General features: G+C 72.3%; 16 protein-coding genes. 6 read left to right on the forward strand and 10 right to left on the reverse strand.

Annotated elements, in window-relative coordinates; translation table 11 throughout:
• Positions 1 to 9: 9 nt before the first annotated feature.
• On the reverse strand, positions 10 to 591 hold the full coding sequence (locus QOL88_RS18215) for a TetR/AcrR family transcriptional regulator (protein WP_097217418.1): 582 nt from the start codon (positions 589 to 591) through the stop codon (positions 10 to 12).
• 151 nt (positions 592 to 742) lie between these two features.
• On the opposite strand from QOL88_RS18215, the gene QOL88_RS18220 reads away from it, so the two are divergent.
• The gene (locus QOL88_RS18220; RefSeq protein ID WP_097223064.1) at positions 743 to 2,212 is read left to right on the forward strand and encodes an MFS transporter; all 1,470 of its coding nucleotides are present in this window, start codon (positions 743 to 745) and stop codon (positions 2,210 to 2,212) included.
• Between the two features lie 122 nt (positions 2,213 to 2,334).
• On the opposite strand, the gene QOL88_RS18225 is transcribed toward QOL88_RS18220, so the two are convergent.
• The 3 genes from QOL88_RS18225 to QOL88_RS18235 form a co-directional block, all read right to left on the reverse strand.
• Positions 2,335 to 3,321 carry an alpha/beta fold hydrolase gene (locus QOL88_RS18225; RefSeq protein WP_097223065.1) on the reverse strand — a complete coding sequence of 329 codons (987 nt, stop codon included), beginning with the start codon at positions 3,319 to 3,321 and terminating at the stop codon, positions 2,335 to 2,337.
• Positions 3,322 to 3,540: 219 nt separating this feature from the next.
• Entirely contained in the window at positions 3,541 to 3,930 is a 390-nt protein-coding gene (locus tag QOL88_RS18230; RefSeq protein ID WP_097217419.1) for a VOC family protein, read from the reverse strand.
• Positions 3,927 to 4,475 carry a DUF6817 domain-containing protein gene (locus QOL88_RS18235; protein ID WP_097217420.1) on the reverse strand — a complete coding sequence of 183 codons (549 nt, stop codon included), beginning with the start codon at positions 4,473 to 4,475 and terminating at the stop codon, positions 3,927 to 3,929. The genes QOL88_RS18230 and QOL88_RS18235 overlap by 4 nt, the downstream gene beginning before the upstream one ends.
• An 86-nt stretch (positions 4,476 to 4,561) precedes the next feature.
• On the opposite strand from QOL88_RS18235, the gene QOL88_RS18240 reads away from it, so the two are divergent.
• A complete protein-coding gene (locus QOL88_RS18240; RefSeq protein ID WP_097217421.1) occupies positions 4,562 to 5,284 on the forward strand; it encodes a hypothetical protein in 723 nt (240 codons plus the stop codon).
• Positions 5,285 to 5,289: 5 nt separating this feature from the next.
• Here the strand turns inward: QOL88_RS18240 and QOL88_RS18245 are convergent, their stop codons facing one another.
• Positions 5,290 to 5,613 carry a hypothetical protein gene (locus QOL88_RS18245; RefSeq protein WP_097217422.1) on the reverse strand — a complete coding sequence of 108 codons (324 nt, stop codon included), beginning with the start codon at positions 5,611 to 5,613 and terminating at the stop codon, positions 5,290 to 5,292.
• Positions 5,613 to 5,963: a hypothetical protein gene (locus QOL88_RS18250; protein WP_097217423.1), complete on the reverse strand. Its 351-nt coding sequence runs from the start codon at positions 5,961 to 5,963 to the stop codon at positions 5,613 to 5,615. The genes QOL88_RS18245 and QOL88_RS18250 overlap by 1 nt, the downstream gene beginning before the upstream one ends.
• 159 nt (positions 5,964 to 6,122) lie before the next feature.
• On the opposite strand from QOL88_RS18250, the gene QOL88_RS18255 reads away from it, so the two are divergent.
• On the forward strand, positions 6,123 to 6,419 hold the full coding sequence (locus QOL88_RS18255; protein WP_257027816.1) for a GntR family transcriptional regulator: 297 nt from the start codon (positions 6,123 to 6,125) through the stop codon (positions 6,417 to 6,419).
• A 27-nt stretch (positions 6,420 to 6,446) separates the two neighbouring features.
• Here QOL88_RS18255 and QOL88_RS18260 read toward each other — a convergent pair whose 3' ends face one another.
• Positions 6,447 to 7,094, reverse strand: coding sequence for a class I SAM-dependent methyltransferase (locus tag QOL88_RS18260; protein WP_097217425.1), 648 nt, complete (start codon positions 7,092 to 7,094; stop codon positions 6,447 to 6,449).
• A 110-nt stretch (positions 7,095 to 7,204) separates the two neighbouring features.
• On the opposite strand from QOL88_RS18260, the gene QOL88_RS18265 reads away from it, so the two are divergent.
• From QOL88_RS18265 to QOL88_RS18275, 3 genes are read left to right on the forward strand one after another with little or no spacing between them, the layout of a single operon-like run.
• Complete coding sequence (locus QOL88_RS18265) at positions 7,205 to 7,717, forward strand: DUF2269 family protein (protein WP_097217426.1); 513 nt, start codon at positions 7,205 to 7,207, stop codon at positions 7,715 to 7,717.
• 48 nt (positions 7,718 to 7,765) lie between these two features.
• Positions 7,766 to 8,353, forward strand: coding sequence for a TetR/AcrR family transcriptional regulator (locus tag QOL88_RS18270; protein WP_097217427.1), 588 nt, complete (start codon positions 7,766 to 7,768; stop codon positions 8,351 to 8,353).
• Between the two features lie 5 nt (positions 8,354 to 8,358).
• Positions 8,359 to 9,537, forward strand: a complete 1,179-nt coding sequence (locus QOL88_RS18275; protein ID WP_097217428.1) for an SGNH/GDSL hydrolase family protein — start codon at positions 8,359 to 8,361, stop codon at positions 9,535 to 9,537.
• Between the two features lie 35 nt (positions 9,538 to 9,572).
• On the opposite strand, the gene QOL88_RS18280 is transcribed toward QOL88_RS18275, so the two are convergent.
• From QOL88_RS18280 to QOL88_RS18290, 3 genes are read right to left on the reverse strand one after another with little or no spacing between them, the layout of a single operon-like run.
• Positions 9,573 to 10,211: an RraA family protein gene (locus tag QOL88_RS18280; protein ID WP_097217429.1), complete on the reverse strand. Its 639-nt coding sequence runs from the start codon at positions 10,209 to 10,211 to the stop codon at positions 9,573 to 9,575.
• A gap of 43 nt (positions 10,212 to 10,254) precedes the next feature.
• Positions 10,255 to 12,273: a HelD family protein gene (locus QOL88_RS18285; protein WP_097217430.1), complete on the reverse strand. Its 2,019-nt coding sequence runs from the start codon at positions 12,271 to 12,273 to the stop codon at positions 10,255 to 10,257.
• A 40-nt stretch (positions 12,274 to 12,313) separates the two neighbouring features.
• Positions 12,314 to 12,937 (reverse strand): TetR family transcriptional regulator, encoded by a 624-nt coding sequence (locus QOL88_RS18290; protein ID WP_179878894.1) that lies wholly within the window; start codon positions 12,935 to 12,937, stop codon positions 12,314 to 12,316.
• Positions 12,938 to 12,974: the final 37 nt, after the last annotated feature.

Raw genomic sequence — 12,974 nt, forward strand, 5'->3', positions numbered from 1 at the left:
CACGCTGCCTCATCTTGAGCGAGACCGGACAAGTCGGTCGACCAGCCCGTCGATGTAGTCCGGGGTGAGCGGGACCATGCCGAACAAGACGCGGATATACATCGGGGCCAGGATGTGGTCCAGCACCTCGGACGCGTCGAGTGCGCGCTCGCCGCGGTCGCGGGCGCGATCGAGCATGGACTGCAGTTGCCGGGTGCGTTCGGCGCGGAGGTCGGCGCCGGCTTGCAGCCCCTGCTGGCCGCTGCTCGACAGGGCGACGGCCAGGTGCAGCACCGCCGGGCCGTCGGGTCCGGTGATCTCGCGGGCCACTTGGGCCGCGTAGGTGCGCAGGTCACCGGCGAGGCTCCCGGTGTCGGGCATCGGCGACTGCGCGTTGAGGCGAGTGAGCGCCACGTCGGTGAGCAGGGTTTCCAGGTCGCCCCACCTGCGGTAGATGCTGCTGTCGGCTACGCCCGCGCGGGCTGCGACGTCGCCGACGGTGAAGTTGCCGTAGCCGCGCTCACCGATCAGGCCGGTGACGGCCTGGTGCACCTGCGCGCCGACGCGGGCGCTGCGCCCGCCGGGCCGCCGGGCCCGCTGTCGCTCGTTCATGCCACCACCTTAACGCAGTCGGTACTTGCGTTTGCGAGGCGATCCTCCCTATAGTCACCCTAACGCAGTCGCCGACTGCTTTAGAGCGCTCAGGTGTATCACCACCCGCGTCGACCGCGACCGGGCGCAACCAACGATTGAGGGGCATCCCATAGCTGCATCGCATGCGACCGCAGGCAGTCGATCGAACCGGACCGTGCTGCTCACGGTGTCCTGCCTAGGCCAATTCATGGTCCTGCTCGACAACACGATCGTCGGAGCGGCACTGCCCGATATGCAGCACCGGCTGCACACTCAGCTGACCGGACTGCAATGGATCGTCGACGCGTACGTACTGCTGGTCGCCATGCTGCTGCTGTCCGGCGGAGTCTTCGCCGACCGATTCGGCCGCAAGCGGGTGTACCTGACCGGCGTGGCGGTGTTCACCGCCGCGTCGCTGCTGTGCGGCCTCGCGCCCTCGCTCGGCTGGCTGGTCGCCGGCCGGGTGCTGCAAGGCATCGGGGCCGCGGCGCTGAGCCCTGCCTCGCTCGCCCTGCTCGCCGCCGCCCATCCCGTGCCGCAGGAACGAATCAAGGCGATCGGGCTGTGGGCCGGACTCAGCGGAATCGGTCTGGCCGCAGGCCCCGTGGCCGGCGGCGTGCTCACACAAGCCTTCGGCTGGCCCGCCATCTTCCTGGTCAATCTGCCCATCGGCGTGGTCCTGCTGCTGGCCGGCCTGCGCTACCTCGGCGAGTCCCGCAACCCGAGCGCAGCGGCGATCGACATCCCGGGCACGGTGCTGTCCGTTCTGGCGGTGGGGGTACTGACCTATGGGTTGATCGAGGGGGGTACCCGCGGCTGGACCTCACCGATGATCCTGGGCAGCTTCGCCGCCGCGGGGATCCTCCTCGCCGCCTTCGTCGCCGTCGAAGCCCGTCGTTCCGCCCCGATGCTGCCGCTGCGGCTGTTCGGGCAGCGCCTGTTCACCGTGTCCAACACCGCCATGGTCGTGGTGGGGTTCGCGCTCATGGGCTCGTCGTTCTTCTTCTCCCAGTTCTTCGTGTACGTCCAGGGCAGCTCAATCCTGCGCGCCGGCCTGCAGACCCTGCCGGTATCCCTCGCCATGGTGATCGTCAGCCCGTACGCGGGCCGACTCGCCGCCCGGTACGGCTTCCGAATCGTGGTCACCACCGGCCTGGCCCTGGCCGGCCTGGGACTGCTGGCGCTCGGCATGGTGCACGCCGACACCGGCTACGGGAACGTGTGGTGGCGGCTGGGGCTCGTCGGCATCGGCTTCGCACTGGCCATGTCCCCACTGACAGGCGCGGCCATCCAAGCGGTCAGCCCGCAGGAAAGCGGCCTCGCCTCAGGCATCAGCAGCACCACCCGGCAGATCGGTGCGGTGCTCGGCGTGGCGGTGCTCGGGGGCATCGTCCGCACCCGGCAATCCGGCGGCGCCTCCTTCGAGACCGGCCTCAACAGCGCCTTTCTCGCTGCCGGCGCCATCAGTGTGGCCGCCGCCGTGGTCACCGGCCTGTGGCTGACGAGGTCCAAGCCCGCGGAAGGCTCCGCGGCGCCGCGACGTTCCACTGATCCAGGCGTGGTCACTGCCTCGAACGAGGCATCCGTGAACAGCCGTTGACAAGAACGACCGCCTCGGCCGGGCGGAGCGGCTGCGCGACCCAGGCCCACAGTCAGCTGGGACAGGACACACGGCGTCCCGCTCGAAGCGCGTGACCGGGCTGCCCGGTTGACCCGCCTGGTTCAGCCCTGGAGGGTGGCGAGCCAGTCGGTCAGCAGGCTGTTGACCTCCTCGGGGCGTTCCTGCTGGATCCAGTGGCCGCAGCCGTCCAGGAGGTGGGAGGCGGACAGGGCGGGGAGGGTGGTGGGGTAGGCGTCGATGGCGTCGGCCATCCAGGTCGTGGAGGCGTCCAGTGTGCCGCCGATGAACAGGGAGGGCTGTGTGATCGGGGCTCCGCGGTAGGGAGCGAGGTCTTCCCAGTCGCGGTCCATGCTGCGGTAGCGGTTGAGGGCGCCGGTCAGACCGGTGCGCTCGAACTCCCCGGCGTAGACGTCGAGGTCCTCCTCGCTCAACCAGGCCGGGAGCGGCCCGGCGGGAAAGCGGTCGCGCATCTGACCGCCCGGGGCGAGGAAGTGCGGGTCGGGCTCGCCCTCGGCCGGCATGGTGCCGGCGGACAGGGCCGCGTAGAAGCCCGCGAGCCAGCCCCGGACATCGGGTTCGATCTCCGCCTCGGCGCGGCCGGGCTGCTGGAAGTAGGAGACGTAGAACTCCTGCTCGGGTCCGCCGATCCGGCCGAAGACGTCGGAGGGACGCGGGCCGCCGGGCGGCGCGTACGGGACGCTCAGCAAGCCGACCGCGCGGAAGACTTCGGGGTGGAGCAGGGCGGAGGCGGCGGCGATGTTGGAGCCCCAGTCGTGGCCGACGACCACCGCGCTTTCCTCGCCGAGAGCGCGCACGGCGGCGACGTTGTCCTCCACCAGGTCGAGCATGCGATAGGCATCGGTCGCGGCGGGCTTGGAGGAGCGGCCGTAGCCGCGTACGTCCATCGCCACCGCCCGGTACCCGGCCGCGGCGAGGGCCGGGAGCTGACGGCGCCAGGAGTACCAGGACTCGGGGAAGCCGTGCACGAGCAGGATCAACGGCCCGCGGCCCTGCTCGACCAGGTGCAGGCGCCCGGCCGGGGCCTCGACGATGCGGTGGCGGAGTGCGGCGGTCGACTCGGATCGCATGGGCGGCTTCTCCTCGGTTCGCGGGCGGTCGTCGCGGGCGGTCGGCAGGTACCCATGGATCATGCGGCGCGGCGGCCACCGGCGCGATCGACGTTGCCGATCCGGCAACTCACAGGCCAGGTCGGGGTGCTCGGCGGTAAGCCTGCTGAAGGAGCAGTTGTGACAGGCGGTGACTCGTTCGATGACGACGATGCTGCTTCGTTCGGTCTCCTCGCCCCGTCACCCGGCCAGGAACGAGTGGAGGTCGGCCACGAGCCCCCCGACGATGCAGAAGGGATGCCCGGCCGGGTCCGTGAGGACGCGCCACCTTCCCGCGTTCGGCTGATGCTCCGGTTTGCCGGCGCCCAGCCTCAGCAGTCGCCGCTCCGTCTCGTCCAGATCCGCGACCCGGAAACAGCAGTGCAGCTGCTGGGGAACGGCGGGGTCGGGCCAGCTGGGAGGGCGGTGGCCGTCGATCCGCTGGAAGGCGAGGGAGAGGCCGTTCTCATCCTCCAGCGCGGCGAAGTCGGCGTCCGACTTCGGGTGCAGCTCCAGGCCGGTGGCCTGCTGGTAGAACGCCGCCAGGGCGAGCGGATCGGCACAGTCCAGGGTGATCGCGCTCAACTTCATCCGGCGAGCACCTCCTGGCAGTCCGACCAGGCGGGTCGGCTCAGCAGGGAACGGACGCGGGTGAAGAGGCTGAGGAGGTCGGGGCCCCACCGGTCACGGAAGGCGGGGTCGAGGCGAGCGAGGTCGATCTCGTTGGCGGCGGACAACTCGGCGAAGTCCCGCCGCGCCTGCGGCTCGGGGGTATGGCGCAAGCCGGTGAACCGGTCGTGGAAGGGTCCATCGGCCTCCGCGAGCGTCGGATAGGTGGCCCCGCGATCGCACGAGGCGTACAGATACACCAGGGCCTCGGCCTCGGCGCCGACCGCCGACGCGAGTTCGTCACGGCGGTCCAGGGGCAGCAGGGCGTCCGGAAAGCCGTCGGTGCCGTAGAACGCGTGGCACAGACCCGCCAGTTGGAGGGCCGGGCGGGCTCCCCACTCGGCGAGTTGCCTCTGCACCCGCGTGAGGTGGGCGAGGAGGGTGCCGCCCGGATGGGCGATGTCCGCCGCGCCGAGCCCGCTCAGGAGGGCGACGGCCGGTCCGGACTCGGCAAGGGAAGCAGGCACGGGGGTGGGGTCCTTCCGGCAGAGGTCGGGGGCGGCACCATCAAATCGGTGGACGGACCGGTCCGGCCATCGGTTTCATCCCTGTCATGACGACTTCGCGGCAAGTCCTGGTCCGGGCCGCCGCCCGGAACAACGCCGAGTGGTGCGCGGCGATGTGCCGGGCGCACGGGGTGACGGGCGAGTTCGGGGCCGACGCCTGGGCCGCGCCGGTGCGGACGCCGCTCTACTACCCCGACGCGGTGACGCTGGAGCCGGAGACCGGCCGGGACGCCCTCGTGACGCGGATCGACACGGCCTCGCCCGGCGCCTCGGTCAAGGACAGCTTCGCCGACCTGGAGTTGACGGCAGCCGGGTTCCAAGCGCTGTTCGAGGCACAGTGGGTCCACCGGCCGGCCGGGGCGCCCACCCCGTCATCCGATCTCGCGTGGGACGTGGTGGGCGACTCGGACACCCTGCGTGCCTGGGCCCTGGCCTGGGATGACGGGGCCGGGGACGCGGACCTGTTCCGACCCGGGCTGCTCGCCGACCCGGAGACCTTCGTGATCCTGGCGCGGCCCGCCCGTGGCTCCGAAGACCGAGTGGTCGCCGGAGCGGTGGCGACCCGCAGTGAGCATGTGGTCGGCGTCTCCAACGTCTTCGGGCGGGAGGACGGACCCGAAGCGGCCTGGCCGGTCGTTCTGCACGCGCTCGACCACCTCTTTCCCACCCTGCCCGTCGTCGGCTACGAGCAGGGTGAGGATCTGAGGGTCGCCCTCCGGCACGGCTTCGAGCCGATCGGCCCGTTGCGGGTGTGGACACACCGCGGGTAGCCCTCTCAGGCGTCCTCGGTGTCCGGTACGGGCAGGCGCATCCCCCGGGACTCGGCGACCCGCAGGGCGTCGCTCAGGCACTCGGCGAGACGAAGGCCGGCGAAACGCACCTCCCTGTACGGCGAGGCCGGGTCGTCCAGCACCTTGCGGGCGAGTCCGAGCACGTCGGCGCCGGTGGCGAGCTGGACGGCTTCCAGGTCGTCGGCGAGACGGGAGAGGTAGCTGCCGCCGTCGTCGGTCACCAGGTAGCAGGGGTTGCCATCGGGCGACGGCCAGGGCAGGAGCCGGGGTGGCGGCGGGACGTGTGTCGGGCCAGTGGGGCGTTCCATCAGGCGGCCACCGTCCGCGCGCCGATCAGGTGCTGGTCGAGATCGATCCCGAAGTCGGCGGCGAGCACGAGGGCCAGGCGACGGCGTTCCTGGAGAACGGCTTCCTGTTCGTGGGCGGCGAGGTAGGGGCGGACGAGGGAGGAAGCGGCCCCGTCGAGAGGACTGTGCAGGCCGTGCGGGGAACGGTGGCGGGGGAGCTGCGGGGGCTGGGGGGCGGTTGGGCAGCTGACGAGGGTGAGGTGCACGTGGGGGAAGAGGTGACGGCGGGGGTGGCACCGCCGCCGTTTCCCGGTGCCGGGGGCGAAGAGGAGGCGCAGCCAGTGGAGGGCGCGGGGGATAAGGTCGTGCATGTCGACGCTCCTTGATCAGCGTTGGCCGTGCCCCGGGAGGTCTAGCCACCTCGCCGGGGTCTTTCTGTCTTCGACGCTACACCTGGATACAGCCCTCTACATACAAGTACAGAGGGATCCACACGATCGGGCAGATCGCTACCGCTCTACGTTGGACGTATGAGCGATACCGAAGCGTCGAAGCCCACTCTGGACCCGATGAGCGCGAGGCCGCTCTACGTGCAGTTGGCCGACGTCATCGCCGGGAAGATCGCATCCGGTGAGCTGGCACCGGACAGGCCCATCCCTTCCGAGAACCACCTCGCCGACGAGTACGGCGTGGCACGACTGACCGCGCGACGGGCCGCACAGGAACTCCGCGAGCGCGGCCTGATCATCACCGTGCGAGGCAAGGGTTCCTTCGTCGTCGAACGACCGGTCGGCGACGCGCCCGGAGAAGCCGAACAGGACGACTGAGGACCCCACCCCACCAGGCCCGTTCCGCTACTCCGGCTTGTACGCCAGGAACGTACCCGACTGCCGCCTCGCTCCTCCCTCCGGTTCCTGCACCACACGCGTCGTGACCACCAGCCCCGCCCGGTGCAGCAGTTCCGCGATCCGGTCCGGCGGCAGCAGGTGGGACTCGTAGGACACCGGATGGTCGCCGTACGCGCGCGTCGGGCGCAGGTGCTCGCCGTTGCCCACATGGCCCGCCAGCATCAGCCGGCCGCCGGCCGCGAGGGTGCGGTGGAACTCGGCGAAGACGGTCGGCAGCCACTGCGGCGGAGTGTGGTGGGTGGTGTAGTACGCGAGGATGCCGCCGAGTTCGCCGTCGGCGATGTCCAGCGCGGTCATCGAGCCGACGGTGAAGCGGAGTTCCGGATACATCGTCCGGGCCAGCTCGATCATCCTCGGCGACACGTCCACGCCGGACACCGGTACGCCCAGAGCGGCCAGGTGCGCCGTCACCTTGCCCGGACCGCAGCCCAGGTCGGCGACCGGCCCGAGGGGCGCCGCGAGTTCGGCGAAGGCGGCCAGCATCGCGCGGGACACCGGGTCCAACTCGGCCGGTTCCTTGACGCGTCGGACGTAGTCGGCGGCGACGGTGTCGTAGGACTCCCGGACCGCGGCGAGGTAGGAGGGCTCGGTCATGCCGCGAAGGTAGGTGACGGCACTGACACGCCTCGTACTCCGACGCCAGTACGCCGGCTTACTCCCGCTGCAAGACGCCCGCACCACCCCTCCCCCGGCACGGTGACAGCGTGAAGCCGAAGCCGAAACTCAACCGCCGATCCCGTCGCGCCGCTCTCGTCGTGCACGTCACCGTCTCCGCCTGTTGGCTCGGGCTGACGCTCGGACTGCTCGCGCTCGGGATCACCGCGGCCACCACCGGATCCCCCGCGACCGTGGAGGCCTCCGTCCGGGCCATGAAGCTCTTCGCCGACTGGCTCCTGCTCCCCGTCGCGTTCCTCACGCTCCTCAGCGGCCTGCTGCTGTCGCTGGGCACGAAGTGGGGCCTGGCCAGGTACCGGTGGGTGTACACGAAGTTCTGGCTGTCGCTCGCCACCGCCACCGCCACGGTCTTCGCCCTGCGCCCCGGCGTGAACTCCGCGGTCACGGCCGTCGCCGCGGGCGGACCGCTGCCGGACGCCGGTGACGTGCTGTTCGGGCCGGTCGTGTCGCTGTCCGCCTACGTCTTCATGACGGTGATCTCCGTCCTCAAGCCCTGGGGGAAGACCCGCCGCGGCCGCACCACGTCACAGCCATTTGCCTAAAAGCTTTAGGCAGAGGCACACTCTCTTCAGGTAGAAGGGAGAGCCGTCATGGCACGCGTAGGACTGACGCCCGAGCGTCTGACCGAGGCCGGCGCCGAGCTCGCCGACGAGGTCGGCTTCGAGCAGGTCACCGTCTCGGCACTCGCCCGGCGGTTCGACGTCAAGGTCGCGAGCCTGTACTCGCATGTGCGGAACTCCCACGACCTGAAGACGAGGATCGCCCTGCTCGCCCTCGCGGAACTCGCCGACCGGGCCGCCGAGGCCCTGGCCGGACGGGCCGGCAAGGACGCCCTGTCCGCCCTTGCGAACGTGTACCGCGACTACGCCCGGGAACACCCGGGCCGCTACGCCGCGGCCCAACTGCGGCTCGACCCGCAGACGGCGGCCGCGAGCGCCGGTGTCCGGCACGCGCGGATGACCCGGGCGCTGCTGCGCGGCTACGACCTGACGGAACCGGACCAGACCCACGCGGTCCGGCTGCTCGGCAGCGTCTTCCACGGCTACGTCAGCCTGGAGCTCGGCGGCGGTTTCAGCCACAGCGCCCCGGACACCGAGGAGACCTGGGCCCGGATCCTCGACGCCCTCGACACGCTGCTGCGGAACTGGCCCGCGGCCCCTACCGATCCCCGAGGCTGACACCCATGCACACCGAGCACGACTGGATCACCACACCCGTCACGGCGGACCTGCTGCGCGGCGCCCTCGACCTGGAGCGCACCGAGCACGGCCTGCTCCCCCACCGGCTGCCCGCCCGGGCCCGCGCGCAGAACACCAGCCCGCAGCTGTCGATGGCCGAGTCCCAGCCCTCGGGCGTGCGCCTGGCGCTGCGCACCGCCGCGACCGCCATCGAGCTGGACACCCTGCGCACCAAGCGCGACTACACCGGCTTCCCGTCACGCCCGGACGGGCTGTACGACCTCCTCGTCGACGGCGTCCCGGCCGGCCAGGCCGCCGGGACCGACGGCAACGTCCTCACGGTCGACCTCGCCACCTGGGAGGGCGAGGTCACGCCCGGCCCGGTCGGGACGGTCCGTTTCACGGGCCTGCCCGCGCGGGACAAGGACGTCGAGATCTGGCTGCCGCACAACGAGACCACCGAGTTGGTCGCCCTGCGCACGGACGCCCCCGTCGCGCCCGCCCCCGACCGGGGCCGCAGGGTGTGGCTGCACCACGGCAGCTCGATCAGCCACGGCTCGGACGCCGCGAGCCCCACGGCCATCTGGCCCGCGATCGCCGCGCTGCGGGGCGGGGCGGAGCTGGTCAACCTCGGCTTCGGCGGCAGCGCGATGCTCGACCCGTTCACCGCGCGCGCCATGCGGGACACCCCGGCCGACCTGATCAGCGTCAAGACGGGCATCAACCTCGTCAACCAGGACGCGATGCACCTGCGCACCTTCGGCCCCGCCGTGCACGGCTTCCTCGACACGATCCGCGACGGGCACCCGGACACCCCGCTGCTGCTCGTCTCCCCCATCCACTGCGCCATCCACGAGGACACGCCCGGGCCCACCGCCCCCGACCGGGACGAGATGAGCAAGGGCCGGATGGTCTTCGCCGCCATGGGCGACCCGGCGCAGACGGCCGCCGGCAAGCTCACGCTCACCGTCATCCGCGAGGAACTGGCCCGCATCGTCGAGCAGCGCGCCGCCGACGACCCGAACCTGCACTACCTCGACGGCCTCGACCTCTACGGCCCGAAGGACGCCGCCGCCCACCCGCTGCCCGACAACATCCACCCGGACGCGGCCACCCACCGCCACATCGGCGACCGCTTCCACGAACTGGCCTTCACGAACGGAGGGCCCTTCGCCGCGGCGTAGCGACCGACCCGGACCGGCCGGCCCGGACCGGTCGGTCAGTCCTCAAAACCCCGGTCCGCGTATCCCTGGTCCGCGAGGATCCCGGCGATGCGGGTGCGGTGGGCCGACTCCCAGTCGTCCAGGGACTGAGCGGCCTCCTTCGCCAGTTTGCCCCGGGCCGCCGCCAGCACTTCCTCGCGGCGGCCCCCGGGCACGACCACGACGCCCTCCTCGTCGGCGACGACCGTGTCGCCCGCGTCGACCGCGACCCCGCCGCAGCGCACCCGCTCGTTCAGCGGTGTGGCGGCCGACTTGGCGCCCGGGATGGGGATGACGCCGCGTGCGAACACCGGGAAGCGCATGTCCCGGACCTCGGCGAGGTCGCGGATCAGCCCGTCGGCGACGAACGCGGTGATGCCCCGGCGCCGGGCGACGGCGCAGACGTTGCCGCCGGCCAGGGCGTAGTCCAGGTCGCCCGACTCCACGACGACGACCGAGCCGGGGCCGGCCCGGTGGATCGCGGCGTGCAGCATCAGGTTGTCGCCGGGCGGGCACCGCACGGTGAAGGCCGGTCCGGCCACCCGGGGCACCGGCTCCCACAGCGGCCGGATCCCGATGTCCATGACCTGCTCGCGACCCAGCAGATCGGCCAGCGTGGTCGTGGGTATGTCCGTGAACGCGTCGACGTCAGCCATGACATGGGACCCTAACCGTCGAAGCCGTCCGGAGAAGGGGTCCCTAGAACGGCAGTTCCCTCCCCCCCACCACCTCCAGCCGCGACACCGCCCGGGTCAGCACCACGTACAGCCGGTGCAGCCCCCGTGCCTCCGCCTCGGCGATCGCCGCCGGCTCGACGGCCACGACATGGTCGTACTCCAGGCCCTTGACCACGCTCGCCGGCACCAGGGCGACCCGCGCGCCGAGTTCGTCCGGGCCCGCCGCCGAGATGCCGGCCGCGTCCAGGGCCGCCCGCACCCGGGGCACGTCCGCGTCCGCCGCGACGATCCCTACCGAACCCTCCCGCCCCAGCGCGTCCCGTACGGCCGCCACGACCGCCCGGGGCACGCCGTCGACGGTCGTCTCCCGCATCAGCAACTCCCCGTCCCCGCGCAGCGAACGGGCCGCCGGCACGTCCACGTCGAGACGCTCCAGCAGCCGGTTGGCGAGCCCGACGACGGCCTGCGGCACCCGGAACCCGGTGGTCAGGGCGACCTCGGCCGCGTCCGGTTTCCCCAGGTGCGCGAGGACCGTACGCCAGGACCGCGCCGCCCACGGCGTCGTCCCCTGCGCCAGATCGCCCAGCACCGTCAGCGAACCGAAGCGGGCCCGGCGGGCGATGGCCCGGCACTCCATCGGGGAGAGGTCCTGCGCCTCGTCGACGACGACGTGCCCGTACCCCTCCGGATGCCCGATGAGCCCGGCCACCTCGTCGAGCAGCACCAGATCGGCGGCCGACCAGCGCGCCGACTTCCACGACCGGGGCGGCCGCTCCCACAGCAGCGCCCGCTGCTCACCGGCGTCGAGCAGCCCCTCGGCGGCCGCCGCCAACACCTCCTCGTCGCCGAGCAGTTCGGCGACGACCTCCTCCGGCCGCACCCGCGGCCACACGGCATCGACGTACGCCGACACCGGCCGCGCCCGCTCGACCCGCCGCACCCAGGCGTTCGGCGGCGGCCCGGCCCGCCGCTCGACCTGTTCACGCAGAGACCGCACGATCCGCGCCCGCACCCGCTCCCGCCCGACCCCGTAGGGCGGTTCCTCCTCCCGCACCTCGGCCACGATCCGCGCGAGCTCCCTCGCCGGCACCCGCCACCGGTAGGCCCCGTCCGGCAGGGCGATCTCCGCGCCGCTCCCCTCGGCGCGCACGCGCGCGTACAGCGCCCGCCGCAGCACCTCGGCCATCCGGGCGTCGTGCTTCACGACGGCGGCCGGCTCGTCGTCGACGCCGCGGACCGGGCAGCGCGCGATCTCCTCCCCCAGGGTCGACTGCCGCACCCCGGTCTCGCCGAGGGCCGGCAGCACCTCGGCGATGTACGACAGGAAGGTGCGGTTGGGTCCGAGGATCAGCAGGCCGCCGCGCCGGATGCGCTGCGGGTGCGTGTAGAGCAGATACGCGGCCCGGTGCAGCCCGACGGCGGTCTTGCCGGTGCCCGGGGCGCCCTGCACGCACACCGACAGCGTCAGGTCCCCCCGGACGAGGTCGTCCTGCTCGGGCTGGATCGTCGCGGCGATGTCCCGCATGGGCCCGACCCGGGGCCGCTCGATCTCCCGGGCGACGATCTCGCTGTCGCGCGTCTCCCCCTCCTCCAGGTGCTCGTCCTCCAGGCCGGTGAGATCCCCGGAGTCGCCCCGGCTGCCGGGCGCCCACCCGAACCGCCTGCGCACCGCCACGCCCTGCGGGTCCCGGGCCGACGCCTGGTAGAAGGCGCGTGAGACGGGCGCACGCCAGTCGACGACCAGGGGCGGTTCGGCCGGGTGCTCGGAGATCCGCAGCCGCCCGATGTGCAGCGTGCCGTCCCCGCCCTCCAGCGCCCCGAAGAACAACGGCCCCTCGGGCAGCTCCCGCAGCGCCTTCGCCCGGCTGCGCAGCTGGTACCCGAGGACTTCGGCATCGGCCCCGGACGCGGACACGTCCTCCCCGATGACGACCTGTTCACCGGCGCCCTCGACCATCGCGGCGAGGGCGGTCCGGCAGCGCTCGTGGTGGGCGCGTTCCCGGTCGAGGACGTACTGGAGGGCAGGCTCGGTCGAGGTCATTCCACCGAGCGTACGCGAAGACGTAACCGAGTTAAATAAATTACCGAGTCTCGCCCCGGAGGCGCGGCGGCAGCCCGGACGCGAGCCACCCGAACGCCCGCTGCGCCGCCGCGACCGCGTCCGGCCGCACGTCCGCCACCCGCTCCCCCGCCGCGATCCGCCGCCAGTTCTCCAGCGCGAGCACCCGCAGCACGGCCATGATCTGCCCGGCCGCGAGCCGCGCGTCCAGATCACCCCCGAGCACCTCGGCCAGCGCGGCCTCCGACCGTTCCTGGTGGGTGTGCGCCCGGGCGACCAGGGAGGGCGTCCCGTAGAGCAGGGCGTGAAAGGCGAGCACGTCGGGATGGTCGCTGAGCCCGGTCACCGGGTCCCCCCGCTCCAGCCCGGCCACGAAATGCCGCCGCAGCGCCTCCACGGCCGCCCCCTCGGCCCCCGCCACCACCCGGGCGGCCTCCCCCTCGTGATCGGCGATCCGGTACAGCACCAGATCCTCCTTGGCCGGGAAGTACCGGAACAACGTCGGCTTCGAGATCTCGGCCGCCGCCGCCACCTCCGCGACGGACACCGCGTCGAACCCCTTCTCCATGAAGAGCCGCACGGCGATGTCCGACACGGTCTCGTACATCCGCCGCTTCTTACGCTCACGCAGGCCGGGGTCGCTCATGAGGGCGAGCCTACGCAGGGGCGGGGTCGGCCCGGGG

The sequence above is a fragment of the Streptomyces sp. Ag82_O1-12 genome (assembly GCF_900182715.1).
Classification (GTDB): Bacteria; Actinomycetota; Actinomycetes; order Streptomycetales; family Streptomycetaceae; genus Streptomyces; species Streptomyces massasporeus.